The organism is Klebsiella sp. M041, assembly GCF_059759695.1.
In genome coordinates this window covers 96,685-121,772 of sequence record NZ_JCAXWU010000002.1, presented here as the reverse complement: position 1 = coordinate 121,772, position 25,088 = coordinate 96,685, and the positions used below count along the sequence as shown (strand labels likewise).

The window sequence follows — 25,088 nt, the reverse complement described above, 5'->3', positions numbered from 1 at the left end:
CTCTACGCCTTCGGGCACCACCGACCGGACCGGGTATATTCTAAATAGTTCGCGCTGCGGGAAGGCGGCAAGTTTGCGAATCCCCAGGAACATAGATAACGATGTGACTGGGATAATCGAGCGCAGCCACCGCATCCGTGGTTCGAAATATGACGAATAAAAATAAATAAAGGTCTGGCGGATATATGCAAACAACATCACAGTTTTGGAGCAGAATAATGAGTATTTCCTTGAAGAAATCAGGGATGCTGAAGCTTGGTCTGAGCCTGGTCGCCATGACCGTCGCCGCCAGCGTGCAAGCGAAAACCCTGGTTTATTGTTCAGAAGGCTCGCCGGAAGGCTTTAACCCACAGCTCTTCACCTCTGGCACCACCTATGACGCCAGTTCCGTACCCATCTACAACCGCCTGGTCGAATTCAAAACCGGTACGACGGAAGTTATTCCGGGACTGGCTGAGAAATGGGAAGTTAGTGCGGACGGTAAAACCTATACTTTCCACCTGCGTCAGGGCGTGAAGTGGCAGGATAATAAAGACTTTAAACCAACCCGTGACCTGAACGCCGATGACGTGGTGTTCTCCTTCGATCGTCAGAAGAATACCAATAACCCGTACCATAAAGTTTCTGGCGGCAGCTATGAATACTTTGAAGGGATGGGATTACCAGACCTGATTAGCGAAGTGAAGAAAGTGGACGATAAAACCGTCCAGTTCGTCCTGACCCGCCCGGAAGCGCCGTTCCTCGCTGACCTGGCCATGGACTTCGCTTCCATTCTCTCTAAAGAGTATGCCGACAACATGCTGAAAGCCGGCACGCCGGAAAAAGTAGACCTCAATCCTATCGGTACCGGTCCATTCCAGCTGCTGCAGTACCAGAAAGATTCCCGCATTCTGTATAAAGCCTTCCCGGGCTACTGGGGCACCAAGCCGAAGATCGATCGTCTGGTCTTCTCCATCACCCCGGATGCCTCCGTGCGCTACGCCAAGCTGCAGAAAAATGAGTGCCAGGTGATGCCGTATCCTAACCCGGCGGACATCGCGCGCATGAAGGAAGATAAAAACATTACCCTGCTGGAACAGCCGGGTCTGAACGTCGGTTATCTCTCCTTCAACACCGAGAAGAAACCGCTGGACGAGGTGAAAGTTCGTCAGGCGCTGACCTACGCGGTTAACAAAGAAGCGATCATCAAAGCGGTTTACCAGGGCGCAGGCCAGGCGGCGAAGAACCTGATCCCGCCGACCATGTGGGGCTATAACGACGACGTCAAAGACTACACCTACGATCCGGAGAAGGCGAAGCAGCTGCTGAAAGAAGCGGGCCTGGAAAAAGGCTTCACTATCGACCTGTGGGCGATGCCGGTACAGCGTCCGTATAACCCGAACGCCCGCCGTATGGCGGAGATGATCCAGGCCGACTGGGCCAAGATTGGCGTCCAGGCCAAGATCGTCACCTACGAGTGGGGCGAGTATCTGAAACGCGCGAAAGCGGGCGAGCACCAGACCGTCATGATGGGCTGGACCGGCGACAACGGGGATCCGGATAACTTCTTCGCGACCCTGTTCAGCTGCGCCGCGGCGAAAGACGGCTCCAACTACTCGCGCTGGTGCTATAAGCCGTTTGAAGATCTGATTCAGCCGGCCCGCGCCACCGACGACCACAACAAGCGTATTGAACTGTACAAACAGGCTCAGGTAGTGATGCATGACCAGGCTCCGGCGCTGATCATCGCTCACTCCACCGTTTACGAGCCAGTGCGTAAAGAAGTCAAAGGCTATGTGGTGGATCCGCTGGGTAAACACCACTTCGATAACGTCTCTGTCGAATAATAAGCACGATGCCTGACCCCCTCTCCCCGCGTGGGAGAGGTGGGGGGCGTATTCCCGCTATTCCGGGGAATGCTTTTGTGAGCAATACAGACGCCCTGTCGCCAGGCGGGACGTCACTAGAGAGAATCCGGGTTATGTTGCAGTTTATTCTCCGACGTCTGGGACTTGTCATCCCGACATTTATCGGTATCACCCTTCTCACCTTTGCCTTCGTCCATATGATCCCCGGCGATCCGGTGATGATTATGGCGGGCGAACGTGGTATTTCCCCCGAACGTCACGCGCAGCTGCTGGCCGAAATGGGCCTTGATAAGCCGCTGTGGCAGCAATATGCCCACTATATCTGGGGCGTGCTGCACGGTGATTTAGGCATCTCGCTGAAAAGCCGCATTCCCGTGTGGCAGGAGTTTGTCCCGCGCTTTAAAGCCACCCTTGAGCTGGGCGTCTGCGCGATGATCTTCGCCGTCGCCGTCGGCATTCCGGTGGGCGTGCTGGCTGCGGTAAAACGCGGCTCCATCTTTGACCACACCGCGGTGGGCCTGGCGCTGACCGGCTACTCGATGCCTATCTTCTGGTGGGGCATGATGTTGATTATGCTGGTTTCGGTACAGCTGAACCTGACGCCGGTCTCCGGGCGCATCAGCGATACGGTGTTCCTTGACGATACCCTGCCGCTGACCGGCTTTATGCTGATCGACACCGCCATCTGGGGCGAGCAGGGCGACTTTATTGACGCCTTAATGCATATGATCCTGCCCGCCATCGTGCTGGGCACCATTCCGCTGGCGGTGATCGTGCGTATGACCCGGTCGTCGATGCTGGAAGTGCTCGGCGAAGACTACATCCGTACCGCGCGCGCCAAAGGCCTGACCCGGATGCGGGTGATTGTGATCCACGCGTTGCGTAACGCGATGCTGCCGGTGGTCACGGTGATTGGCCTGCAGGTGGGCACGCTGCTGGCGGGCGCCATCCTGACGGAAACCATTTTCTCATGGCCTGGTTTAGGCCGCTGGCTGATCGACGCGCTGCAGCGTCGCGATTATCCGGTGGTGCAGGGCGGGGTGCTGCTGGTGGCGACGATGATTATCCTCGTCAACCTGCTGGTCGACCTGCTGTACGGCGTGGTGAACCCGCGTATCCGGCATAAGAAGTAAGGGGCCATCATGTCACAAGTTACTGAAAATAAAGTTATCACTGCGCCGGTGCCCATGACCCCGCTGCAGGAGTTCTGGCACTATTTCAAGCGCAATAAAGGGGCGGTGGTTGGTCTGGTGTACGTGGCGGTGATGATCATTATCGCCGTGTTCGCCAACTTCCTCGCCCCGTATAACCCGGCGGATCAGTTCCGTGATTCGCTGCTGGCGCCCCCGTTCTGGCAGGAGGGCGGCAGCCTGGCGCATCTGCTCGGCACTGACGACGTGGGCCGCGATATTCTGTCTCGCCTGATGTATGGCGCGCGCCTGTCGCTGTTGGTGGGCTGCCTGGTGGTGGTCCTGTCGCTGATCCTCGGCGTGGTGCTCGGCCTGGTGGCGGGCTATTTCGGCGGGGTGGTGGACTCGGTCATCATGCGCGTCGTCGATATTATGCTGGCGCTGCCGAGTCTGCTGCTGGCGCTGGTGCTGGTGGCTATCTTCGGCCCCTCCATCGTCAACGCCTCGCTGGCGCTCACCTTCGTGGCGCTCCCGCACTACGTGCGTCTGACGCGCGCGGCGGTGCTGGTGGAGGTCAACCGCGACTACGTGACCGCCTCCCGCGTGGCGGGCGCCGGGGCGATGCGCCAGATGTTCGTCAATATTCTGCCTAACTGTCTCGCGCCGCTGATCGTTCAGGCGTCGCTGGGCTTCTCTAACGCCATTCTCGACATGGCCGCGCTGGGGTTCCTCGGCATGGGCGCGCAGCCGCCGACGCCGGAGTGGGGCACCATGCTCTCCGACGTATTGCAGTTCGCACAGAGCGCCTGGTGGGTGGTGACCTTCCCGGGCGTGGCGATCCTGCTGACGGTGCTGGCATTTAACCTGATGGGTGACGGTCTGCGTGACGCGCTCGATCCCAAACTGAAGCAGTAAGAGGTTCGAGATGGCGTTATTGAATGTAGATAAATTATCGGTGCATTTCGGCGATGAAAACGCGCCGTTCCGCGCCGTGGACCGCATCAGCTATAGCGTGAAGCAGGGCGAAGTGGTCGGCATCGTCGGGGAGTCTGGATCCGGTAAATCCGTCAGCTCGCTGGCGATTATGGGCCTGATTGATTACCCCGGCCGGGTGATGGCGGACAAACTGGAGTTTAACGGCCGCGATCTGCAGCGCATCTCTGAAAAAGAGCGGCGCCAGCTGGTGGGGGCGGAGGTGGCGATGATCTTCCAGGATCCGATGACCAGCCTCAATCCGTGCTATACCGTCGGCTACCAGATTATGGAAGCGATTAAAGTCCATCAGGGCGGCAATAAGCAAACCCGCCGCCAGCGGGCCATCGACCTGCTGAACCTGGTGGGCATTCCCGATCCGGCGTCGCGGCTGGACGTCTATCCGCATCAGCTTTCCGGCGGGATGAGCCAGCGCGTGATGATCGCGATGGCGATTGCCTGTCGGCCAAAACTGCTGATTGCCGATGAACCGACCACCGCGCTGGACGTGACCATTCAGGCGCAGATCATCGAGCTGCTGCTGGATCTGCAGCAGCAGGAGAATATGGCGCTGGTGCTGATCACCCACGACCTGGCGCTGGTGGCCGAGGCCGCGCATAAAATTATCGTTATGTATGCCGGTCAGGTGGTGGAGACTGGCGATGCGAAGGATATTTTCCGCGCGCCGCGTCATCCATACACCCAGGCGCTGCTGCGCGCGCTGCCGGAGTTCGCCCAGGATAAAGCGCGTCTGGCGTCGCTGCCGGGCGTGGTGCCGGGGAAATATGACCGTCCCAACGGCTGCCTGCTGAACCCGCGCTGCCCCTATGCTACGGATAAATGTCGTAGCGAAGAGCCGGCGCTCGCGGATCTCACTGGCGGCCGCCAGTCTAAATGTCACTACCCACTCGATGATGCCGGGAGGCCTGGATTATGAGTACGCAAAAGGCCGCCACGCCACAACCGCTGTTGCAGGCCATTGATCTGAAAAAACACTACCCGGTGAAGAAGGGGTTATTCGCCCCGGAACGGCTGGTGAAGGCGCTGGACGGCGTCTCCTTTACCCTTGAGCGCGGTAAAACGCTGGCGGTGGTGGGGGAGTCGGGCTGCGGTAAATCGACCCTCGGTCGTCTGCTGACGATGATTGAAATTCCCACCGGCGGCGAGCTCTATTATCAGGGGCAGGATCTGCTTAAGCACGACCCGCAGGCGCAGAAGCTGCGGCGGCAAAAAATCCAGATTGTGTTCCAGAACCCCTACGGTTCTCTGAACCCGCGTAAAAAAGTGGGGCAGATTCTGGAAGAGCCGCTGCTGATTAACAGCAGCCTGAGCAAAGAGCAGCGCCGCGAAAAAGCGCTGGCGATGATGGCGAAAGTGGGCCTGAAAACAGAGCACTACGATCGCTACCCGCATATGTTCTCCGGCGGTCAGCGCCAGCGTATCGCCATTGCCCGCGGGCTGATGCTCGATCCGGACGTGGTGATTGCCGATGAGCCGGTCTCCGCGCTGGACGTTTCGGTACGCGCTCAGGTGCTGAACCTGATGATGGATCTGCAGCAGGATTTAGGGCTGTCCTACGTGTTTATCTCCCACGACCTGTCGGTCGTCGAGCATATCGCTGATGAAGTGATGGTGATGTATCTCGGCCGCTGCGTGGAGAAGGGCACCAAGGAGCAGATCTTTAACAATCCGCGTCATCCATACACCCAGGCGCTGTTGTCGGCGACGCCGCGTCTGAACCCGGACGACCGTCGCGAGCGGATTAAGCTGACCGGCGAGCTGCCGAGCCCGCTGAATCCGCCGCCGGGCTGCGCCTTCAACGCGCGCTGCCGCCGGCGCTTCGGCCCCTGCACCCAGCTTCAGCCGCAGCTGAAAGATTACGGCGGCCAGCTGGTGGCCTGCTTTGCCGTCGACCAGGATGAGAATCCGCAAAAGCCCCACGCCTGATGGCACGCTCCCGGTCCGATGACCGGGAGCTTCTCTCCCGCCGGAGATGAAATCCGACGATATCGCCTTTTATCGCAGTGAATGCCACGCTCTCGGAGCATTCTTCGTCGATTATCCGAAAAAATAAGACTTTCAGTCCATTTTTATAGAATTAAAGAGAAATTAAAATGGTTCAGGTTTATTCTTTCGCTTATCTGACGCTATGATTCTATCATCGCGAAATACCTTTATATAAAAACGAATGGGAAGCGCGGTGGTTGCGGGGCTTAAGGATGTACGCATACCTAAAAAATGGGGCTATTCTTCTCAAAGGGAAATGTTAGTGTAGCGATACTTCTGCCGTGGAATCACACCGAAAATCAAAATCTAAACTATTATAACCCTGTCAATCGTGTGTATTGGTACGTCTCCACCGGCGCTTTTTCTGCCATACCAGAGACGTCACGATATTTTAAATATACTCAGAAAATAACAACAAACTTAATATGAAATTTTTAAAATCATGAGGTTATCAATGAACCATTATGATGATCTGCAGCGCTTTCAGGAAAAAACGCGGACGCAAAACCTCAACTTTCAGGATCTTTCATCGCAAGCCGCCACGCGGGAGCATGGAGACTGGGCGATCCTCAATCAGCTCAATCCCGGTGCAGAGAAACCCTCTTCCCTGGCGCTGGGAGGCTCGGTCTCCGCGCCGTTGCCGCAGTCGGTGCCTGCAGATCTGTTCCGCCAGGTAGAGGCGGCCGTCGCAGTGGCGCCAGCCTCTGATCCTGTTGCGTCTGCCGCGCCAGCGGCCCCGCAGCCGGTCGTGGAGACCGCCGCAGCCGCGCCGGAGCCGGTCAGGCAGGAGCCTGCGGTGGCCCCTGCGCCTCCCATCCCGGCGCCTGAACCGGCAATGGCTCCGCCGCCGAGAATGGCCCCCCGACCCGCGCCCGCCGCCGAGAACTATGCCCACCTGTTCGCGACGAAAAGCGCAGAGCCGGTGGCGAAAAATAAAGACCAGCCTTTGAAATCACTTCTGGAAAGGATCGCAACATGCCGTTGATTTGCGTCTGTTCACCGAAAGGTGGCGTAGGGAAAACGACCCTTGCGGCCAATTTAGCCTATGCGCTGGCGCGGACCGGCAGCAAAGTTCTGGCGCTGGATTTTGACGTCCAGAACGCTCTGCGTTTGCATTTTGGCGTGCCGCTGAACGATGAGCGCGGCTACGTGGCGAAGGCGCTGGAAATGCACGACTGGAGCCAGTGCGTGCTGAGCGCCGGCAGCAATATTTTCGTCCTGCCGTATGGCGAAGTGAGCGAAGCGCAGTGTCAGGCGTTTGATGAGCAGCTGACTCACAACGACCATTTTCTCCAGCGCGGTCTCTCCGCGCTGCTGAATTATCCCGGGCTGATCACCATCGCCGATATGCCGCCAGGGCCTTCGCCGGCGCTAAAGGCGCTGACGGGTCTGGCGGACCTGCATCTGATCCCGCTGCTGGCGGATACCGCCTCGATGTCGACCCTGGCGCACGTGGAAAAACAGCGCCTGACCGGCGCGGCGCTGAATCACAAGCATGGGCACTATTTCGTCATTAACCAAAGCGATAGCCGTCGCCAGGTCAGCCGGGACGTCACCAGCCTGATGGAAGAAAAACTGGGCGAACGACTGCTTGGCATTGTCCATCGTGATGAAAGCGTGGTGGAGGCCAATGCGTCGCAGAAGTCGATTCTGGACTTTAACGCCTCCTCGGCAGCGGCCTTCGATATTGAAATTATTGCTAAAAAAATATCTTCGCTGTTGGGTATCCATATTGGCGATGGCACGGTGCACAGCCAGCCACGCATGTCAGGGCTTTAACTTATTGCAGGGCTGCTGAATGAAAAAATCTCTTTTTTGGTTGCTGGCGCTGGTGCTCTCTCCGGTCGCCGTGCTGGTAGTGATCACGCCGATGGACAGCCAGAAGCAGTACATCTTTGGTCTGCTGAGCATTGGTATTCTGTTTCTGATGGGTTTCAGCAAACGGCGCAGCATCTCGGTGATCATGGTCGTCACTTCGCTGCTGATGTCCACCCGTTACATGTATTTTCGCCTCACGCAGACCCTGCACTTCAACTCAGCCATTGAAACCATTCTCGGCATGGGGCTCTTTCTGGCGGAAGTCTATATCTGGGTAATGCTGCTGCTTAACTATCTGCAGACGGTCTGGCCGCTGAAGCGCGGCATTGTTCCGCTGCCGGATGATATGAGCAAGTGGCCGACGGTCGATATCTATATTCCGAGCTATAACGAACCGCTGGAGGTGGTGCGTGACACTGTCCTCGCGGCACAATGTATTGATTATCCAAAAGATAAAATGAAAATCTATCTTCTGGATGACGGTAAGCGCAGCGAGTTTGCCGTGTTCGCCGCCGACGTCGGAGTGGGCTATATTACCCGCAACGACAACAAGCACGCCAAAGCGGGGAACCTCAACCACGCGCTGACCCTGACCCAGGGAGAGCTTATCTGCGTCTTCGACTGCGACCACGTCGCCACGCGCGTGTTTCTGCAGGCCACCGTCGGCGGCTTTCTGAAAGATCCGATGCTGGCGCTGGTGCAGACGCCGCACTACTTCTATTCCCCGGATCCGTTCGAGCGCAACCTCTCCGTCGGGCGCAATATTCCGAACGAAGGGATGCTGTTCTATGGCCCGATTCAGCAGGGCAACGATAACTGGAACGCCACCTTTTTCTGCGGCTCCTGCGCGGTGATCCGCCGCGAGGCGCTGGCGCAGATCGGCGGTTTCGCCGTCGAAACGGTCACCGAGGACGCCCATACGGCGCTCAAGTTCCAGCGCCTTGGGTGGAAATCGGCCTTTCTCGATATTCCGCTGGCGGCTGGCCTCGCCACCGAGCGCCTGGTGGTGCACGTTATCCAGCGTACTCGCTGGGCGCGCGGGATGACGCAGATTTTTCGCGTTGATAACCCGCTGTTTGGCCGCGGGCTGACCTTCCAGCAGCGCTTGTGCTATCTCAGCGCCATGCTCTACTACCAGTTCGCGCTTCCGAGGGTGGTGTTTGTCACCGCCCCGCTGGCTTACCTGCTGTTTAACCTCAATATTATTTACTCATCAGCGAGCCTGATCGTCTCTTATGCGCTGCCGCACCTGTTTCTCGCCATCTACGTCGGTTCGCGAATGAACGGCCGCTACCGCTACAGCTTCTGGGGGGAAATCTACGATATTGTGCTGGCTTTCCACCTGGTGCTGCCGACCCTGGTGACGATGATTTTCCCCAAGCGCGGCAAATTCAACGTCACCGATAAGGGCGGCCTGCTGGACGTCGGCTACTTCGATTTCACCGTGGTGCGCCCGCATCTGGTGGTGGCCTGCCTGCTGGCGCTGGGGGTGATCGTCGGCATCGTCCGGGCGATTGGTCATGACTACTTTGGATCGGACCCCAACGTTATCGCCCTCAACGTCGGATGGGGGATCTACAGTCTGATCTTCCTGCTGGCGGCGATTGCCGTAGCGCGCGAAACGCGGCAGGTGCGGAAAACCATTCGTATCGATGTCGATATTCCGGTGGTGATCCATTACGCCAGCGGCATCGTTTCCCGCAGCCATACCGAGGATCTGTCGATGGGCGGCTGCCGCGTGGTGGCGCCGGATACGCGCCATCTGGAGGATGATATCGAAGAGATTGAGCTGATCCTGCAGTCCGGGGCTATTTCGATCCCGGCGCAGCTGGTCACCTCTGACGAGCGCTTCCTGCGCCTCAAGTTTGATGAAGATATTCCGCTTTCGCGCCGCCGTGAACTGGTGCGCGTGGTGCTGGCCCGCGCGGATGCCTGGATTAATCCGCCGCGCCCGCAGGATAACCCGTTCCGCTCCTTCTTCACCATTTTACGCTGCGTGTTCGAACTGTTCTGGCTGACGTGGAAAACCCGTCGCAGCCAGCGCAATCGGGCAACAGTGGCGAAAACGGCGCAGGAGGATGGCACGTTATGAAGCGATTAACGACGCTGGCACTGCTGGCAGGGATGCTCTCTGCGCCTGCGCTGCACAGTGAAGAACCGGGCGCCGCCGCCCCGCTGAGCTTCCCGCAGCTCAACGGCGCGGCGGACAGCGAGCCAGGCGACGAACCCCCGGCTGCCTCGCCGGAGGAGGGCGCCTCTCCGGCAGCCCCTGCCACCGCCGGCGATGCGGCGGCGACGGCCCCTGCGCCGGATATGCCGGACTTACCCCCGCCGGTGAGCGGTACGGCCGCGCCGGAGGTCATTCCTGTCGCCCCGGTCTGGGGAGGCGACCTGAATCTGGCGCAGATGGGGATGCCGGACGGCATTATCCTCAGCGGCGGTCAGCGGCAGGGGGGCGTCAGCTTTACCCTGCCTTCCGATCAGGTAGTGATCCATTCGCAGCTCAGCCTTGCCGTTCGCGTATCGCCGGAAATGGCGAGCCGCAACGCCACCCTGCAGCTGATGCTCAACGGTCAACCGCTCGGCACCCTGCCGCTGGGCGCCGATGGCGAGGATGTCTCCCATTATCAGCTGGATATCCCGCCCGCGCTGATGGTCTCCAGCAATAACCTGAGCGTGAAGATCAACGATGGCGATACCCTGCAGTGCCAGCGTGACATTCATGATTCGTCGCGGGTCACGGTGCTGCCCACGTCGCATTTCAGCTGGGAAAGCCAGCAGTTGAACATCAGCGACGACCTGAGCCACTTCCCGCGTCCCTTCTTCGACAGCATGCAGATGACGCCGGCGGACATCGCCGTTTCCTATGGAGCGAAGCCGTCGGCCGACGTCTTCAGCGCCGCGGCGCTGGTCTCCTCCTGGCTGGGTATCCAGGCGGACTATCGCGGCATCGCCTTCAGCGCGCTGCGCGACCGCCTGCCGGAACGCCATGGCATCGTGATTGGCCATCCGGGCGAGCAGGTGGGCGGTATGACGCTGCCGGAAACCGATAAGCCGCTGCTGCGCATCATCGCCAATCCCGCCAATCCGGCCTATAAGCTGCTGTTGATCGTCGGCAAAAACGATACCGCGCTGCGCATGGCTGCCTGGCGGTTAACCCGCGGTAACTTTGCGCCGCAAACCGCGACGCTGGATGTCGAGCCGCAGACCATCCCGGTTGGCAAAGCGTATGATGCCCCGCGCTGGATCCCCACCGATCGTCCGGTCAGGCTCAGCGAACTGCTGCGTAAGGATCAAAGCCCGACCGTCAGCGGCGTCTGGCATGAACCTTTACGTATCGCCTTCCGCGCCGCCCCGGACCTCTATCTGTGGGATGGCGAGACGATCCCGCTGCAGGTTGGCTACCGCTTCCCGTCGGAAAACTGGATCAATGAGGATAAGTCCCTGCTGAGCGTCACGCTCAATGGCACCTTCCTCAACAACCTGCCGATGAACAAGCAGGGGCCGCTGGAGAAAGTCTGGCGCCACCTCGGCGGGGATGCGCGCCAGGAGCGCTTTACCATCCCGCTGGCCCCCTACCTGATCTACGGCGATAACCAGCTGTCGATGTACTTCAATGTGGTGCCGAAGGACGATGTTCCGTGCCAGGTGCTGCTGAATAACAATATCAAGAGCCGCATCACTGACGACTCCTGGATTGATTTGAGCAAGACGCGACACTTCTCGCTGCTGCCAAACCTCTCCTATTTCGTCGGCGCCTCGTTCCCCTTCTCGCGGCTGGCGGACTATTCGCAAACGACGCTCCTGCTGCCGGCGGAACCGTCTGAGACCCAGGTGGCGACCCTGCTGAATCTGGCCGCGCGCTCCGGGAATGCGACCGGCACCGCGCTGGCGAATAACCGCGTCGTTCTCGGGATGCCCACCGGCGGCGGGGATTTGCAGTCGCTGCGCGAACGTGACGTGCTGGCGGTCACCGCTCTCGATCAGCAGGCCTTCAACCAGAGCCTGCTGGCCGATTCACCGTACCGCCCGGTGGATAATGTGCTGAGCGTTCGCGAGCCCGATCTGTGGCAAAAAGCGCAGCGCCGGCTCACCGGCGACTGGACCTCCGCCAGCCTCGACGCCGATCGCTACTTCTCGTCCAGCAGCGCCTGGCGCGGGTTTATCAGCTATCGTTCGCCGTGGAACCCCGCCCGGCTGGTGGTGGTGGCGATGGCCAGCAATGATGATCAGCTGGCGCGACTGAAAAACGATCTGGACTCACCGCGCATCAACGCCGGGATCCGTGGCGATACCGCGGTGATCACCAGCGATAACGGGGTGCGCAGTTTCCAGGTGAGTACGCCGTTCCCCAGCGGTCAGATGCCGTGGTACATGATGGCGGTCTGGTATGCCAGCCAGCACTCCGGTTTCCTCGCCCTGCTGGGGCTGATTGCCACCTCGATAATGGGACTGGCGCTGACCGCGATGTTTAAACGTCACGCCCGTAAGCGTCTGGGTTCGGGGGATAACCAATGAAAAGAAAGATAACGATAACGATGAAAAGCTCCCGGCGGCTCACCACATTCTGCCTCACCGGCGCCCTGGCTCTCGGCGCCTCTGGCGGCGCGCTGGCGGCGGGTAACGACGCGGCGCTGCAGGCGCTGTTCGCCCAGGCCAACTATTGGCATGAGAAATCCCATGACGAGCTGGCGATGGAGTCCCTGCAGAAGGTGCTCTCGGTGGATGCCAACAACACCCAGGCGCTGTATCTGATGGCGCTCTGGTCGCAGCAGGGCGGCGATATGCAGGCGGCGGCGCAGTGGCGCGCGCGGCTGGCGAAAGCGGCGCCGGATAGCCCGGGCCTGCAGGATCTGGACAACGCCAAAAAGATGTCGCAGGTGCCGCAGGGCCAGCTCAGCCTGGCCCGCCAGCAGGCGCGCGGCGGCAATATCCCCGGGGCGCTGGCGACCTGGCGCAGCATGTTCAATGGCAATACGCCGCCTGCCGGGCTGGCGGCGGAATATTACCTGACCATGGCCAGCGACAAATCGCTTTATCCGCAGGCCATCAGCGAACTGCGGCAGTACGTGGCGCAGCATCCGCAGGAGAACGCCCCGCGGGTGGCGCTGGGCTAAGCGTTAACCTGGCGGGAAGAGACCCGTCGGGAAGGGATCGCCCTGCTCGAGCCGATGGCCAGCGGCAATAAAGAGGCGGACAGCGGCTTGCGTCAGGCCTTGCTCTGGCTGGGCCCGCAGGCCGGGGATGAGCAGTATTACGATACCTGGATGCAGCGGCATCCGCAGGATAGCGAAGTTCAGGACTACTTTCGTGAACGGCGCAGCGGTCAGGCCCGCGGCCAGGGCTACGCCAATCTCAACAGCGGCAATACCGCTGCCGCGAAACAGCAGTTTGAAGAGGTATTGCAGACCAACCCGCAGGATGCCGATGCGCTGGCGGGCATGGGCTATATCGCCCAGCGCAGCGGCGACTACCAGGCCGCGTCACAATATCTGAGCCGGGCGGCGGATCTCGGCGGCGACGCTTCGGCGACCCGCCGTCAGCAGGCGGCCGATGCCCTGTTCTACGGCCAGCTGGCGCAGGCCCAGCAGGCCTATAAGCAGGGCAATATCAGCCAGGCGCTGGCGCTCTCCGCGCCGCTGGCGCAGCAGAGCGGGGCGCGGGGCGCCTCGGCGAAGCTGTTTCGCGCCGATGTGCTGCGGCATAACAAAGATTTACCCCAGGCCGAGCAAACGCTGCGCTCACTGTTAAACGACGATCCACAGAATGCGGCAGCGCGGGAAAACCTCTACTACGTGCTGCGCGAGCAGAATAAATCCGCCGAGGCGCAGGCGATGCTGCAGACGCTGCCGCAGAGTCTGCAGCAAAAACTGCAGCCGCGAGTGGTGGCCGGCGTCCCGGGCGACGCCCTGCGCCGTCAGGCCCAGGCGCAGGTCAGCAGCGGTAACCCAGCCGGCGCCATTGCCACCCTGCGCCAGGGCGTCGCCCGCTATCCGGACGATCCCTGGCTGCGTCTCGATCTGGCCCGACTGCTGCAAAAATCGGGTAACGCCAGCGAGGCCTCTTCGCTGATGTCGGCGGCCTATCGCCCCGGCGCCAGCAACAGCGCGCTGTATGCCGCCGCGCTGTTCGCCAGCGAAAACGGCGCCTGGCAGCAGGCGCAGACGCTGCTGTCGCGCATTCCCGGCGGCAGCCAGACCAGCGACATGCGCGATTTACGTCAGCGGGTGAACTACAACCTGCAGCTGGTGACGGCCGAAAACTACCTGGCGCAGGGCAATACCATCGCCGCCAGCAATACCCTGCGGGCGATGGCCTCTACGCCGCCGAAAGCCCCGGCGGACGCCGGCAAGCTGGCGCGGCTGCTGGCCGAGAGCGGCGACCTGACCACCGCGGTATCGCTGGTGCGCAACAATATCAGCGGCGGGGTGTCCGGCAACGCCGGCGATTACGCCGATCAGATCGCCGTCCTGAACCAGGCCGGGCTGACCGGCGAGGCGCAGAACCTGATCAGCAATCCGCAGCTGCAGGCCAGCAGTACGCCGACGCAGCTGGCGAGCATTCGCAATGGCTATGTGATCAACGAGGCCGATCGCCTGCGCGAGCAGGGCAATTACGCCGCGGCGTATGACAAGCTGATCCGCGCCATGCAAAGCGATCCGCAAAACACCGATCTGATGTTCGCCATGGCGCGGCTGTACCAGAGCGGCAAAATGAACAAAGAGGCCGGGGTGGTCTATGACTACCTGATGACGCGCGATACGCCGAACCAGGATGCGCGCGCCGGGGCCATCGACGTGGCGCTGTCGGCGGGGAACAACGATCGCGCTGAACAGCTGGCCGGCGGCTTGCGTCAGGATAACTCCCCGGATCGCCTGCTGCTGCTGGCGAGAGTGGCGGAGGCCCAGGGGCATCATCAGCAGGCGATGACCTACCTGCGCAGCGCCCGCGGCAAACTGCTGGGCATGCAAAGCACCAACAGCAGCGAAACGCCGACCGTCGGCGGGGTGCTGGCGGCGGATAACCCCTTTATCGGCGTGTCGCAAACGTCGGCGCCGACGCGGACGGCCTCCGCCTACGGCCAGTATATGCCGTGGCAGGTCGCCCAGTCGGCCGCCGCGCCCGGCTCCTCGCTGCCGGGGATCCAGCGCACCGATCTGCCGGTGGACACCGCCCAGACGCGGATGCTGCGTCAGGTGGACACCATGATGGAGTCGCTGCAGGAGAAAACCGGCAGCTGGCTGCAGGGGGGAATGGACGTGCGCGGACGCGACGGCGAATCGGGCACCAGCAAGCTGACGGAGCTCAGAACGCCGCTGACCTGGTCCTCCTCGCCGTTTGGCGACTCGCGCTTTGACTTTACCGTCACCCCGGTGTCGTTAAACGCCGGGACCGCCAGCGGCGACGCCTGGCGTCGCTACGGCGCCAACCCGCTGGCTAATGCGGTCTCCAATATGGTGAGTACCGCCACCAGCGAGCAGGCGGCGATCGCCGCGATGACCGAGGCGGAGCGGACGGCCTATTTTGCCAGCAATCCGGGCGCGGAGGCGTTAAGCGGCCTCGGCACCCTGAACGCGGCGGATTTCAATCCGACCACCAGCAGCGGGATGGAAAACCTGGCCAAGCTCGGGAGCTATGATTCGGGGCAGGTGGCCAGCTATCTCTCCTCGTCCAGCCGCAAGCCGAACGTTGACCAGACCAGCGGCTCGACCGATTCGCAGAAGGCCAACGGCGTCGAACTGGCGCTGGCGCTAAGCGGTGACGATTACCGGGTCGATATCGGCAGCACGCCGCTGGGCCAGGATCTTAATACCGTTGTCGGCGGGGTGAAATGGTCGCCCAAGCTGACCAACTATCTGTCGCTGATCCTCACCGGCGAACGCCGCTCGCTGACCGACAGCCTGCTTTCTTATGTCGGTCTGAAGGATGCCTATTCCGGGAAAAACTGGGGGCAGGTGACGAAAAACGGCGGCACCCTGCAGCTGAGCTATGACGACGGCGATGCGGGCTTCTACGTTGGCGGCGGCGGATACAGCTATCTCGGACAGAACGTCGCCAGCAACACCAGCATCAACGCCAATGCCGGGGTCTATCTGCGGCCCTATCATGACGAATACCGCCAGCTGCAGGCCGGGTTGAGCATGAGCTATATGGATTACTCCAAAAACCTCAGCTACTTCACCTATGGCCAGGGGGGCTACTTTAGTCCGCAAAACTACGTCAGCGTGTCGCTACCGGTCAGTCTGACGGAGAAATATGATAACTGGACCATGAAGCTCGGCGGCTCGGTGGGCTACCAGTCTTACAGCCAGGATAAGAGCGCCTATTTCCCGACCAATTCGGAGTGGCAGCAAACCCTGGAGACGGCGGTAAGCAACGGGTTTGCCAAGGAAGCCTACTATTCCGCGACCTCGAAGAGCGGCATCGGCTATACCCTGCGCGCCGGGGCGGATTACAAGGTCAACAAACAGATGACGCTGGGGGGCCAGATTGGCTATGACACCTTCGGGGATTATAACGAAAGCACCGCCGGGCTCTATATTCGCTATATGTTAGGAGATCATTGATGATGACGGAGAACAATAACCCGGTGGTGATGACCTGGTTTCAGCAGCAGCAGACGCCTGCCGGATGGTTCGATCTGTTGATTATTATGGTCGAAGGTATGCTCAATAATGCCGGTGAGCTGGAGAGCCAGCCGTTCCTGCGTCAGATGGGCGCTTCGCTGGCGGAGACCCATCCGCTGCCGGCGTCGGAGACCGTCGGGGAGCTGGAGGCGAATATCAACCGGCTGTTGACCCATTTCCACTGGGGGGTGGTGACCATCGACGTCGGCGAGGATGGCCTGCGCCTGCGCCATCAGGCGTTGCCGGTCAGCCGCGACGACGCGGGGCGCGTGCGCTGGTGCAACGCGTTCTGTGCCATACTCGAGGGGTTATATTCTCGCTGGCTGCAGAGTCAGGGAGGCAGTGCTCACGTGATATTGCAGCGTGAGCGGGTGTTCTCCGTCTCTGACGTTCAGTTTCTTTACTACCATCCATAAAGAGTGAATTTATGCCCCTGCGTGCTTTAGTGGCGGTGATAGTGACAACGGCAGTGATGCTGGTGCCCCGGGCGTGGGCGGATACGGCATGGGAGCGCTATAAGGCCCGTTTTATGATGCCGGACGGTCGTATCATTGATACCGCCAATGGCAATGTGTCGCATACGGAAGGCCAGGGTTTCGCCATGCTCCTGGCGGTGGCGAATAACGATCGCCCGGCGTTCGACAAACTGTGGCAGTGGACGGACAGCACCCTGCGCGACAAGTCTAACGGGCTGTTTTACTGGCGCTATAACCCGGTGGCGCCGGACCCGATCGCCGATAAAAACAACGCCACCGATGGCGATACCCTGATCGCCTGGGCGCTGCTGCGCGCGCAAAAGCAGTGGCAGGACAAGCGCTACGCGACGGCCTCCGATGCCATCACCGCCTCCCTGCTGAAATATACGGTGGTGACTTTCGCCGGTCGCCAGGTGATGCTCCCGGGGGTGAAGGGGTTCAACCGCAACGACCACCTGAACCTTAACCCCTCCTATTTCATCTTCCCGGCCTGGCGCGCCTTTGCGGAGCGGACGCACCTGACCGCCTGGCGGACATTGCAGAGTGACGGGCAGGCGCTGCTGGGGCAGATGGGCTGGGGGAAATCGCACCTGCCCAGCGACTGGGTGGCGCTGCGGGCGGATGGCAAAATGCTGCCGGCCAAAGAGTGGCCGCCGCGGATGAGTTTCGATGCGATCCGTATTCCGCTGTATATCTCGTGGGTCGATCCGCATAGCGCCTTGCTCGCGCCATGGAAAGCCTGGATGCAGAGTTACCCGCGTCTGCAAACCCCGGCGTGGATCAACGTTAGCACCAACGAGGTCGCCCCGTGGAATATGGCCGGCGGCCTGCTGGCGGTGCGTGATTTAACGCTTGGCGAACCGCAGGAAGCGCCGCAGATTGACGACAAGGATGATTATTACTCCGCCAGCCTCAAGCTGCTGGTCTGGCTGGCGAAACAGGATCAGCGCTAGCGCGGTGATGGCTTTGCAGGCCTCTCAGCCCGTATGCCTGCGGGCTGAGAGGGAAGAGCAGGAACGTCTCACGATGTCAGGCCGCCAGCATGGGCGGCCTTGTCGCTTATTGCGGATAAGGCACCCAGCTTCCGCCATTCAGCTGGACATACGGCTTGCCCTGATACTGGATAACGATGGCGTTGGCGTTTTCGGACACCGCCGCGCTCTGCGGCAGGTTGGCGACATACTGCTGCCAGTTGACGCTCTCTTCGCTGAACATTTTGCCGTCGAGGGCGCGCACCACCAGCTCCGACACCGCCAGGTAGCTGCTGGGCTGATCGATGATAATCGGCGCGCCTTCATGCGGCGCCTTCATGCCGAAGAATTTCACCGCCGTCGGGACGTTAGTGATCGACGGGCTCGGGATATCCCGCAGGCCAGACACCTGCATCTTATCGCCCTTCAGCGCGCCGCCGTGTTCCGGCACCACCACCACCATCACCTTCCGCCCCGATTTTTCCAGCTCGGTGAAGAAGTTATCCAGGTCGTCAAACAGCTTTTGCGCGCGCACTTTGTAGTCCGCGGTTTTGCTTTGTCCCGGGAAGTGGTTGCCGTCATGCAGCGGCAGGGTGTTATAGAATGTGGCGCTCCACGGATTGCTGCTGGCCTCTTCGGTCTTCAGCCAGCGGTTGAGGACCGCCAGATCCTCGTACACCGGCGAGCCGTCAAACGCCTGCAGGCTGACCGGCAGACCGCTCTGGTCCATCAGCGGGCTCTGCATGCCGCCCAGTGAACGCAGCTCTTTCAGGAAGTCGCCGAACAGGCCGTTGTGGCCGAGCATCAGCTGCTGGTTGAAGCCGAGTTTCGCCAGGTTTTCAAACAGGTAGCAATCGGCGCCGGACGGCTGATACAGGTTGGTATGCGACAGCTGGCCGCAGCTGGCGCGCAGCAGGCGCACCGCCGCCGGTCCGCTGTAGGAGGTCGCGGAGTTAAAGTTTTTGAAGACGATATCGAAATGCTTCCACAGCGGGTGGTCCATCAGCCCGGCGGCTTCAATATCCGACCAGGAGAGCGAGCAGATATTGATCACCAGCAGGTCAAACGGCTGCGCATCCGCCGGCAGCTGGTCCGGGAACGGCGTCTTGCGCTTCTGCTCGGCGGCATAGAAACCGTTCAGCCAGTTGGTGAGGTTGGCCGAGGTCGGCGGCTCGGTCTGCGGCGGAATATCGCTGCTGGCCGGGCTGGCGGGGCTGGACGCGGCGCCAGCGGCGGCGTTGGTCCCGACGTTGGCCGGCGCGGTGGCGGCGGCGGTGGTGGGCTGACCGGCAGGCCAAATGGTAAAGGCCGGCAGCAACGGGCTGACCGCCTGCCAGACGACCATCGCGGAGACAAACACGGTAACGCGCAGCCACTGGCTGATAAACAGCCATAGCACCAGCAAAACAAAGAAGGCGCCGACCATGCTCCAGTTGATAAAGCGGACAATCAGATCCCAGATATAGCTGGCGCTGAAGCCGGCGATTTGCGAGCCCTGGCTAAGCAGCGTCTCCGGCCCGGGCAGCCAGGTATCATGCCAGAACAGCGCGAAGCCGAGCGGAATGGCGATCCAGTGGCGGATGCGGTGCAGCTTTTCACGCGGGATCGGCACCAGCAGAAAGGCGAGAAACACCAGGTTCAGCATCGGGTGGAAATTGAGATACCCGGCCCACAGCAGGGCAAACTTGACCAGAAAGTATAAGTTCCAGCCGCCAAGGCCGCGCCAGTACTGCCAGAGCGGAAGCGGTGCCGCGGTCGTTTTTTTATTTGTCATTTATTCGCTTTGCCTTGCTTAACCGTTGTTCCCCGGCGTAATACCCCTGCCGGTTTCACGTAACGGGGTTTAAAGAACATCAATCTTAACGTCGTGCGGATCCGGCGCTGATAGTGGCGCGTCAGGTAGCCCAGCGGAAAAAACAGCAGGGCGCAGAGCACCACCAGTTGCAGAATATCGGCGATAGACATCATCAGGCTTGCTCCTCACGGGTGGTTAACCGGTGTGGTTCGGGATAGCGTCGCCAGTGGCGTCCATCGTGGGTGGCGTTGATGGTCTCGTTTTTACCGACCGAGAGGGGCAGCGGCGTGTTCCAGCGCGCCGGCTCGACGCCGCGCATGATCACGATTTCCGAGAGGATCTGTTTGTCTTCAAACCACACCATGCGGTTAGAAAAAATATCGCCGGTCGGCAGCGGGAAAATATGATTTAGCGCGGTGTCGAGGTCATTGATTCGGCAAAATGACAAGAACAGCACCAGCCGGTTATTGCCGATGGTCATAATGTCGCCCATCCGGTTGGGTTTGCATAACGTCAGCGCCTGCTCGACGCGCAGCCCCGGCGCCGGGCGCAGGGCCACCATCACGCCTTTGCTGTCGGCCGGCAGCAGGGTATTGGTCATCACGTTGTGCACCGCTTCGCAAAAGGCGTCCCATTTCTGATAGCCCCGCAGCTTTAACGGCTGGCTCCAGGTGAGCAGGGTGGCAAAATCTTCCGGGATACGCCGGGAGAACTTTTGGTTCTGTACGCTTTCAATCAGCGTCAGGCAGCGGGAAAGCGACGCGCTGTTGGGGATCACCAGGCTGGCGCCGCTGCTGAGCAGCAGCCGCTCATCGGTCGCGCGCAGGCTGGGGGTTTGTTCGCGGACAATAATTTTCAGCGCGGTGCCGCGCTGACGACGCAGGGTATGAATATAGCGCCCCAGCTGTTCAATTTGCGTATTCTGGGTAATGGAGAAGAGGATCGTCGCCGCCTGCGCAGTGCGCCCGGCGTTGAAGACCTCGTCATTGGTATCGAACAGGGTCCAGTATTCCGAGAGCGGCGGGGCGCCTTCGAGGACGCGCACATGGCTGAGGATCGCTTTTTCGTCGCTACGCGGCTGCACGCTGGTTTCAGCATCCTGCGCTAATCGCCAGCCGGCGTCGTCGTGTTGCACCATCAGCTGCTGCTGGGCGCTGATGCCTTTATCGCTTCCCCACCAGGCAATATCAAAAAGATGGCGGTCGCCCTGGTAGCGAATACTTGCCAGACCGGAAAGGGATCGGTACGCGCGTAATAATGGGGTGAGTTGCCGATCGATATCCTGGGCGGGATTGATCGCTAAGAACGCGCAGCGATGATATTGCGCCCAGCGACTGGTTTTTTCCACCCAGGCGCATAACTTTTCATTATTTATATTTTGCCAGGCATTTTCAGCGCATAGCAGAATAAACAAATAATTGCCAGGCTCGAGGGAGCAGACTAAATCACGATGTATTTCTTCCAGCGCCTCCGGGCGATTCGGCAGGGTAAACAGCGCGATATTATTCGGGCCATGAATGCTATCTAATGAAATGATATCATCAGGTTTATCACCCATGACCAGCGCGGCAACTTTGCTGTTTTTCGCCTGCGCGGCCAGCGTCCGATTAACCAGACTGACGGCATCGGCATAACGGTCAACGTTGAGCCACCATACCCCGCCGACCGGCATATGGCACACTTCATCCCATAATGATGAAATACCCAAAGTAAATACACTATCCACGGCATCCCTCGTGCGCCCTGATTCACACTGGATAAGTTTACTAGCGAAACTGACAGAGTAAACCTAACATTGAAATTAAAGGTCATCAGTTTTAGCATGTACACCTGCTTTTTAAGGATGCGCTGTATACGTCCTCTGGTTTAATAATAAATTTCGAACGGACAGAGATATGCCAGCAAAAGATCCTGTCGTACCCACGGACGCCACGCTGGGGTACACCTTTCAAAATGATTTTTTGGCGCTAAGCCGGGCATTTTCCCTGCCGGATATTGATTATCATGATATTTCGAGGCGTGAACAGCTGAACGCAGCGCTGAAGCGCTGGCCGCTGCTGGCAGAGTTTGCAGAGAAAAAATAAGGAAGCCGGAGATGGCTATTCTGGGGTTACAGGGCGTGCGCGGGGGAACTGGCGTCACGTCCATTACGGCTGCACTCGCCTGGGCGCTGCAATTGCTCGGTGAAAGCGTGCTGGCGATCGACGCCAGCCCGGATAATATGCTGCGCTTTTTTTTCAACACCGATATCCATCATCAGGACGGCTGGGCCCGGTCGCTGCTTGACGGCCGTGACTGGCGCGACGCGGGTCTGCGCTATACGCAACATATCGATCTGCTGCCGTTTGGCCAGCTCAGCGCGGGCGAAAGAGAAAACGTCGACCAGCTGTTGCCCACCCTGGGAGCGATGACGGAGGCGGTACAGCAGCTGCAGGGCCAGTACCGCTGGCTGCTGCTGGATCTGCCGGCGGGCTATTCGCCGTTGACCCGCGAGCTGCTGACGCTCTGCGACCGCTCGCTGGTGGTGGTCCATCCCGACGCCAACAGCCATATCCGTTTGCACCAGCAGCCCTTTCCGGCCAACAGCGATATTCTGATTAACGATCTGCGGGTCGGCAGCCAGTTGCAGGAAGATCTCTACCAGCTGTGGCTCGAGAGCCAGCCGCGGATCCTGCCGGTGACCATTCACCGCGACGAGGCGATGGCCGAGTGCCTGGCGGCAAAACAGCCCCTTGGGGAGTATCGCCAGGACTCTCTGGCGGCGGAAGAGGTGCTGACCCTGGCGAACTGGTGCCTGATCCACTATGCCGGCGGGAGGCCGGTATGATCCGCCTCAGCACGCTGCTGTTGGCCCCGCCGGTGGGGGAACGGCTGCGCGCGCGCTATGACGACTACCGGCAGCATGGCGCCTCCTGGCTGTCGGCGTCGCTTGGCTGCCTGTGGGCATCGCTGGTCTGGGCGCTCATGCCGCTGGAGACGCCGCGCTGGCAGGCGATTCTGGCGCACCATGACACCTATTTCCCCCATATTAATCCGCACCGGCCACGGCTCCTGGATCCGCTGCGCTATCTGTTGCAATCCCTGTGGCTGCTGGCGACCCGCGTGCCGGAGCCGGAGAAAAAGGTCAACTGGCGTTCGCTGGCGGCGCTGGAAGGGGTGCACGGTCGCTACGCGCAATGGATGGAGAAACTGCCTGAGCAGGTTAACGCCCGCACCCGCCATCTGGATAAACAGAAAGAGCTGGCGCACCTCAATCCTAAACTGCGCCGGGCAATCCTCGGAGTGGTGACCTGCTGCTCGCTGGTGCTGGCGCTGATGTGTATTACGCAGCCCTTTAACCCGCTGTCGCAATTTATCTTCCTGATGCTGCTGTGGGGCGTGGCGCTGCTGGTGCGGCGCATCCCCGGCCGCTTCTCGGCGCTGATGCTGATCGTGCTGTCGCTGACGGTCTCGTGCCGCTATATCTGGTGGCGCTACACCTCGACGCTGAACTGGAACGACCCGGTAAGCCTGGTGTGCGGGATTATTTTGCTGTTCGCCGAAACCTACGCCTGGGTGGTGCTGGTGCTGGGCTACTTCCAGGTGGTCTGGCCGTTGAACCGCCAACCTGTGCCGCTGCCGGAGGACATGGATCTGTGGCCGACGGTGGATATCTTCGTCCCCACCTACAACGAAGATCTCAACGTGGTGAAAAACACCATCTATGCCTCGCAGGGCATCGACTGGCCGAAGGACAAGCTCAACATCTGGATCCTCGACGACGGCGGACGGGAAGCGTTTCGCCAGTTTGCCAAAGATGTCGGGGTGCACTACATCGCCCGTACCAGCCATGAGCACGCCAAGGCCGGTAACATCAACAATGCGCTGAAATACGCCAAAGGGGAGTTTGTCTCGATCTTTGACTGCGACCACGTGCCGACGCGCTCGTTTCTGCAGATGACCATGGGCTGGTTCCTGAAAGAGAAAGAGCTGGCGATGATGCAGACCCCGCACCATTTCTTCTCGCCAGACCCCTTTGAGCGCAACCTTGGCCGTTTTCGCAAAACGCCGAACGAAGGCACCCTGTTCTACGGCCTGGTGCAGGACGGGAACGATATGTGGGACGCCACCTTCTTCTGCGGCTCCTGCGCCGTGATCCGCCGCGGCCCTCTGGACGAGATTGGCGGCATTGCCGTCGAAACGGTGACCGAAGATGCCCACACCTCGCTGCGCCTGCACCGACGCGGCTACACCTCCGCCTATATGCGTATTCCGCAGGCGGCGGGGCTGGCGACGGAGAGTTTGTCGGCGCACATTGGCCAGCGCATCCGCTGGGCGCGCGGCATGGTGCAGATTTTCCGTCTCGATAACCCGCTGTTTGGCAAGGGGCTGAAGCTGGCGCAGCGCGTCTGCTACGCCAACGCCATGCTCCACTTCCTCTCCGGTATTCCGCGCCTCATCTTCCTCACGGCGCCGCTGGCCTTTTTGCTGCTCCATGCCTATATCATTTATGCGCCGGCGCTGATGATCGCGCTGTTCGTGCTGCCGCATATGATCCACGCCAGCCTGACCAACTCGAAGATTCAGGGCAAATACCGCCATTCGTTCTGGAGTGAAATCTACGAGACGGTGCTCGCCTGGTATATCGCGCCGCCCACCTTTGTGGCGTTGATTAACCCGCATAAAGGCAAATTCAACGTCACCGCGAAGGGTGGGCTGGTGGAAGAGGAGTATGTCGACTGGGTGATCTCCCGGCCCTATATCTACCTCGTGCTGCTCAACCTGGTCGGCGTCGCGGTGGGGATCTGGCGCTTTATGTACGGCCCGGAAAACGAAATTCTCACCGTCTGGGTGAGTATTGTCTGGGTGTTCTACAACCTGATTATTCTTGGCGGCGCGGTGGCGGTCTCGGTCGAAAGCAAGCAGGTCCGCCGGTCGCATCGTGTCGAAATGAGCATGCCGGCGGCCATCGCCCGCGATGACGGCCATCTGTTCTCCTGCACCGTTCACGACTATTCCGACGGCGGGCTGGGGATCAAAATTCACAGCGACGCGCAGGTGCTGGAGGGGCAGAACGCCAGGCTGCTGCTCAAACGGGGACAGCAGGAGTATGTCTTCCCGGTGCGGGTCGCGCGGGTAAACGGCAACGAAGTGGGATTGCAGCTGCTGCCGTTGACCAACCAGCAGCATATCGATTTTGTGCAGTGTACGTTTGCCCGCGCCGATACGTGGGCGCTTTGGCAGGATAGCTTCCCGGAAGATAAGCCGATGGAAAGCCTGCTGGATATCCTCAAGCTGGGATTCCGTGGTTACCGTCACCTGGCGGAGTTTTCGCCGCCGTCGGTGAAGGTCATTTTCCGCGCGCTCACCTCGCTGGTGGCATGGATAGTGTCGTTTGTACCCCGACGCCCTGAACGCGCCGCGCCGACGCTCTCCGCAGACCCGGCAATGGCTCAACAATGATGA

At 60.3% G+C, this 25,088-nt stretch carries 16 protein-coding genes and 2 pseudogenes; 15 read left to right on the top strand and 3 right to left on the bottom strand.

From position 1 onward, the window contains the following. Nucleotides 1–218 precede the first annotated feature (218 nt). From dppA to AC6CWS_RS02520, 12 genes and pseudogenes are all read left to right on the top strand, one after another. Complete coding sequence (gene dppA, locus AC6CWS_RS02575) at nucleotides 219–1,826, top strand: dipeptide ABC transporter periplasmic-binding protein DppA (protein ID WP_023291310.1); 1,608 nt, start codon at nucleotides 219–221, stop codon at nucleotides 1,824–1,826. 134 nt (nucleotides 1,827–1,960) lie between these two features. Continuing rightward, the gene (gene dppB / locus AC6CWS_RS02570; protein ID WP_002921786.1) at nucleotides 1,961–2,980 is read left to right on the top strand and encodes a dipeptide ABC transporter permease DppB; all 1,020 of its coding nucleotides are present in this window, start codon (nucleotides 1,961–1,963) and stop codon (nucleotides 2,978–2,980) included. Nucleotides 2,981–2,989: 9 nt separating this feature from the next. After that, the gene (gene dppC / locus AC6CWS_RS02565; RefSeq protein ID WP_065882873.1) at nucleotides 2,990–3,892 is read left to right on the top strand and encodes a dipeptide ABC transporter permease DppC; all 903 of its coding nucleotides are present in this window, start codon (nucleotides 2,990–2,992) and stop codon (nucleotides 3,890–3,892) included. Between the two features lie 10 nt (nucleotides 3,893–3,902). Beyond that, nucleotides 3,903–4,886, top strand: a complete 984-nt coding sequence (gene dppD / locus AC6CWS_RS02560; RefSeq protein WP_023291308.1) for a dipeptide ABC transporter ATP-binding protein — start codon at nucleotides 3,903–3,905, stop codon at nucleotides 4,884–4,886. Next, a complete protein-coding gene (dppF, locus tag AC6CWS_RS02555; protein ID WP_023291307.1) occupies nucleotides 4,883–5,896 on the top strand; it encodes a dipeptide ABC transporter ATP-binding subunit DppF in 1,014 nt (337 codons plus the stop codon). Before dppD ends, dppF begins: the two co-directional genes overlap by 4 nt. 514 nt (nucleotides 5,897–6,410) lie before the next feature. Next, complete coding sequence (gene bcsO / locus AC6CWS_RS02550) at nucleotides 6,411–6,941, top strand: cellulose biosynthesis protein BcsO (RefSeq protein ID WP_065882872.1); 531 nt, start codon at nucleotides 6,411–6,413, stop codon at nucleotides 6,939–6,941. 1 nt (nucleotide 6,942) lies between these two features. Beyond that, nucleotides 6,943–7,735, top strand: a pseudogene (locus AC6CWS_RS02545) (cellulose synthase operon protein YhjQ/BcsQ). Nucleotides 7,736–7,754: 19 nt separating this feature from the next. Next, nucleotides 7,755–9,866, top strand: a complete 2,112-nt coding sequence (bcsA, locus tag AC6CWS_RS02540) for a UDP-forming cellulose synthase catalytic subunit (RefSeq protein ID WP_023291304.1) — start codon at nucleotides 7,755–7,757, stop codon at nucleotides 9,864–9,866. After that, nucleotides 9,863–12,292 (top strand): cellulose biosynthesis cyclic di-GMP-binding regulatory protein BcsB, encoded by a 2,430-nt coding sequence (gene bcsB, locus AC6CWS_RS02535; protein ID WP_065882870.1) that lies wholly within the window; start codon nucleotides 9,863–9,865, stop codon nucleotides 12,290–12,292. The genes bcsA (AC6CWS_RS02540) and bcsB overlap by 4 nt, the downstream gene beginning before the upstream one ends. After that, nucleotides 12,289–16,341, top strand: a pseudogene (locus AC6CWS_RS02530) (cellulose biosynthesis protein BcsC). Before bcsB ends, AC6CWS_RS02530 begins: the two are co-directional and overlap by 4 nt. After that, on the top strand, nucleotides 16,341–16,817 hold the full coding sequence (bcsD, locus tag AC6CWS_RS02525; RefSeq protein ID WP_004204979.1) for a cellulose biosynthesis protein BcsD: 477 nt from the start codon (nucleotides 16,341–16,343) through the stop codon (nucleotides 16,815–16,817). Before AC6CWS_RS02530 ends, bcsD begins: the two are co-directional and overlap by 1 nt. An 11-nt stretch (nucleotides 16,818–16,828) precedes the next feature. Then, nucleotides 16,829–17,830: a family 8 glycosyl hydrolase gene (locus AC6CWS_RS02520; protein ID WP_023291300.1), complete on the top strand. Its 1,002-nt coding sequence runs from the start codon at nucleotides 16,829–16,831 to the stop codon at nucleotides 17,828–17,830. 106 nt (nucleotides 17,831–17,936) lie between these two features. Here AC6CWS_RS02520 and bcsG read toward each other — a convergent pair whose 3' ends face one another. The 3 genes from bcsG to bcsE are packed head-to-tail and all read right to left on the bottom strand — an operon-like array spanning nucleotide 17,937 to nucleotide 21,369. Continuing rightward, nucleotides 17,937–19,622: a cellulose biosynthesis protein BcsG gene (gene bcsG / locus AC6CWS_RS02515; RefSeq protein WP_065882869.1), complete on the bottom strand. Its 1,686-nt coding sequence runs from the start codon at nucleotides 19,620–19,622 to the stop codon at nucleotides 17,937–17,939. After that, nucleotides 19,619–19,816, bottom strand: coding sequence for a cellulose biosynthesis protein BcsF (gene bcsF / locus AC6CWS_RS02510; RefSeq protein ID WP_004204976.1), 198 nt, complete (start codon nucleotides 19,814–19,816; stop codon nucleotides 19,619–19,621). Before bcsF ends, bcsG begins: the two co-directional genes overlap by 4 nt. Continuing rightward, complete coding sequence (gene bcsE, locus AC6CWS_RS02505) at nucleotides 19,816–21,369, bottom strand: cellulose biosynthesis protein BcsE (protein ID WP_080901424.1); 1,554 nt, start codon at nucleotides 21,367–21,369, stop codon at nucleotides 19,816–19,818. The genes bcsF and bcsE overlap by 1 nt, the downstream gene beginning before the upstream one ends. A 169-nt stretch (nucleotides 21,370–21,538) precedes the next feature. On the opposite strand from bcsE, the gene bcsR reads away from it, so the two are divergent. The 3 genes from bcsR to bcsA (AC6CWS_RS02490) are packed head-to-tail and all read left to right on the top strand — an operon-like array spanning nucleotide 21,539 to nucleotide 25,085. Beyond that, nucleotides 21,539–21,727 carry a cellulose biosynthesis protein BcsR gene (gene bcsR, locus AC6CWS_RS02500; protein ID WP_023291297.1) on the top strand — a complete coding sequence of 63 codons (189 nt, stop codon included), beginning with the start codon at nucleotides 21,539–21,541 and terminating at the stop codon, nucleotides 21,725–21,727. An 11-nt stretch (nucleotides 21,728–21,738) separates the two neighbouring features. Further along, the gene (gene bcsQ / locus AC6CWS_RS02495; protein ID WP_023291296.1) at nucleotides 21,739–22,470 is read left to right on the top strand and encodes a cellulose biosynthesis protein BcsQ; all 732 of its coding nucleotides are present in this window, start codon (nucleotides 21,739–21,741) and stop codon (nucleotides 22,468–22,470) included. After that, complete coding sequence (bcsA, locus tag AC6CWS_RS02490) at nucleotides 22,467–25,085, top strand: UDP-forming cellulose synthase catalytic subunit (protein WP_023291295.1); 2,619 nt, start codon at nucleotides 22,467–22,469, stop codon at nucleotides 25,083–25,085. The genes bcsQ and bcsA (AC6CWS_RS02490) overlap by 4 nt, the downstream gene beginning before the upstream one ends. Nucleotides 25,086–25,088 lie beyond the last annotated feature (3 nt).

Excerpts from the sequence above, each read along its gene's own strand:
- bcsO (WP_065882872.1), top strand. The coding sequence starts at position 6,411 with ATGAACCATTATGATGATCTGCAGCGCTTTCAGGAAAAAACGCGGACG.
- dppF (WP_023291307.1), top strand. The coding sequence starts at position 4,883 with ATGAGTACGCAAAAGGCCGCCACGCCACAACCGCTGTTGCAGGCCATT.
- bcsA (WP_023291295.1), top strand. The coding sequence starts at position 22,467 with ATGATCCGCCTCAGCACGCTGCTGTTGGCCCCGCCGGTGGGGGAACGG.
- bcsA (WP_023291304.1), top strand. The coding sequence starts at position 7,755 with ATGAAAAAATCTCTTTTTTGGTTGCTGGCGCTGGTGCTCTCTCCGGTC.
- dppB (WP_002921786.1), top strand. The coding sequence starts at position 1,961 with ATGTTGCAGTTTATTCTCCGACGTCTGGGACTTGTCATCCCGACATTT.
- bcsG (WP_065882869.1), bottom strand. The coding sequence starts at position 19,622 with ATGACAAATAAAAAAACGACCGCGGCACCGCTTCCGCTCTGGCAGTAC.
- dppD (WP_023291308.1), top strand. The coding sequence starts at position 3,903 with ATGGCGTTATTGAATGTAGATAAATTATCGGTGCATTTCGGCGATGAA.
- dppC (WP_065882873.1), top strand. The coding sequence starts at position 2,990 with ATGTCACAAGTTACTGAAAATAAAGTTATCACTGCGCCGGTGCCCATG.
- AC6CWS_RS02520 (WP_023291300.1), top strand. The coding sequence starts at position 16,829 with ATGCCCCTGCGTGCTTTAGTGGCGGTGATAGTGACAACGGCAGTGATG.
- bcsB (WP_065882870.1), top strand. The coding sequence starts at position 9,863 with ATGAAGCGATTAACGACGCTGGCACTGCTGGCAGGGATGCTCTCTGCG.
- bcsQ (WP_023291296.1), top strand. The coding sequence starts at position 21,739 with ATGGCTATTCTGGGGTTACAGGGCGTGCGCGGGGGAACTGGCGTCACG.
- bcsD (WP_004204979.1), top strand. The coding sequence starts at position 16,341 with ATGATGACGGAGAACAATAACCCGGTGGTGATGACCTGGTTTCAGCAG.
- dppA (WP_023291310.1), top strand. The coding sequence starts at position 219 with ATGAGTATTTCCTTGAAGAAATCAGGGATGCTGAAGCTTGGTCTGAGC.
- bcsF (WP_004204976.1), bottom strand. The coding sequence starts at position 19,816 with ATGATGTCTATCGCCGATATTCTGCAACTGGTGGTGCTCTGCGCCCTG.
- bcsR (WP_023291297.1), top strand. The coding sequence starts at position 21,539 with ATGCCAGCAAAAGATCCTGTCGTACCCACGGACGCCACGCTGGGGTAC.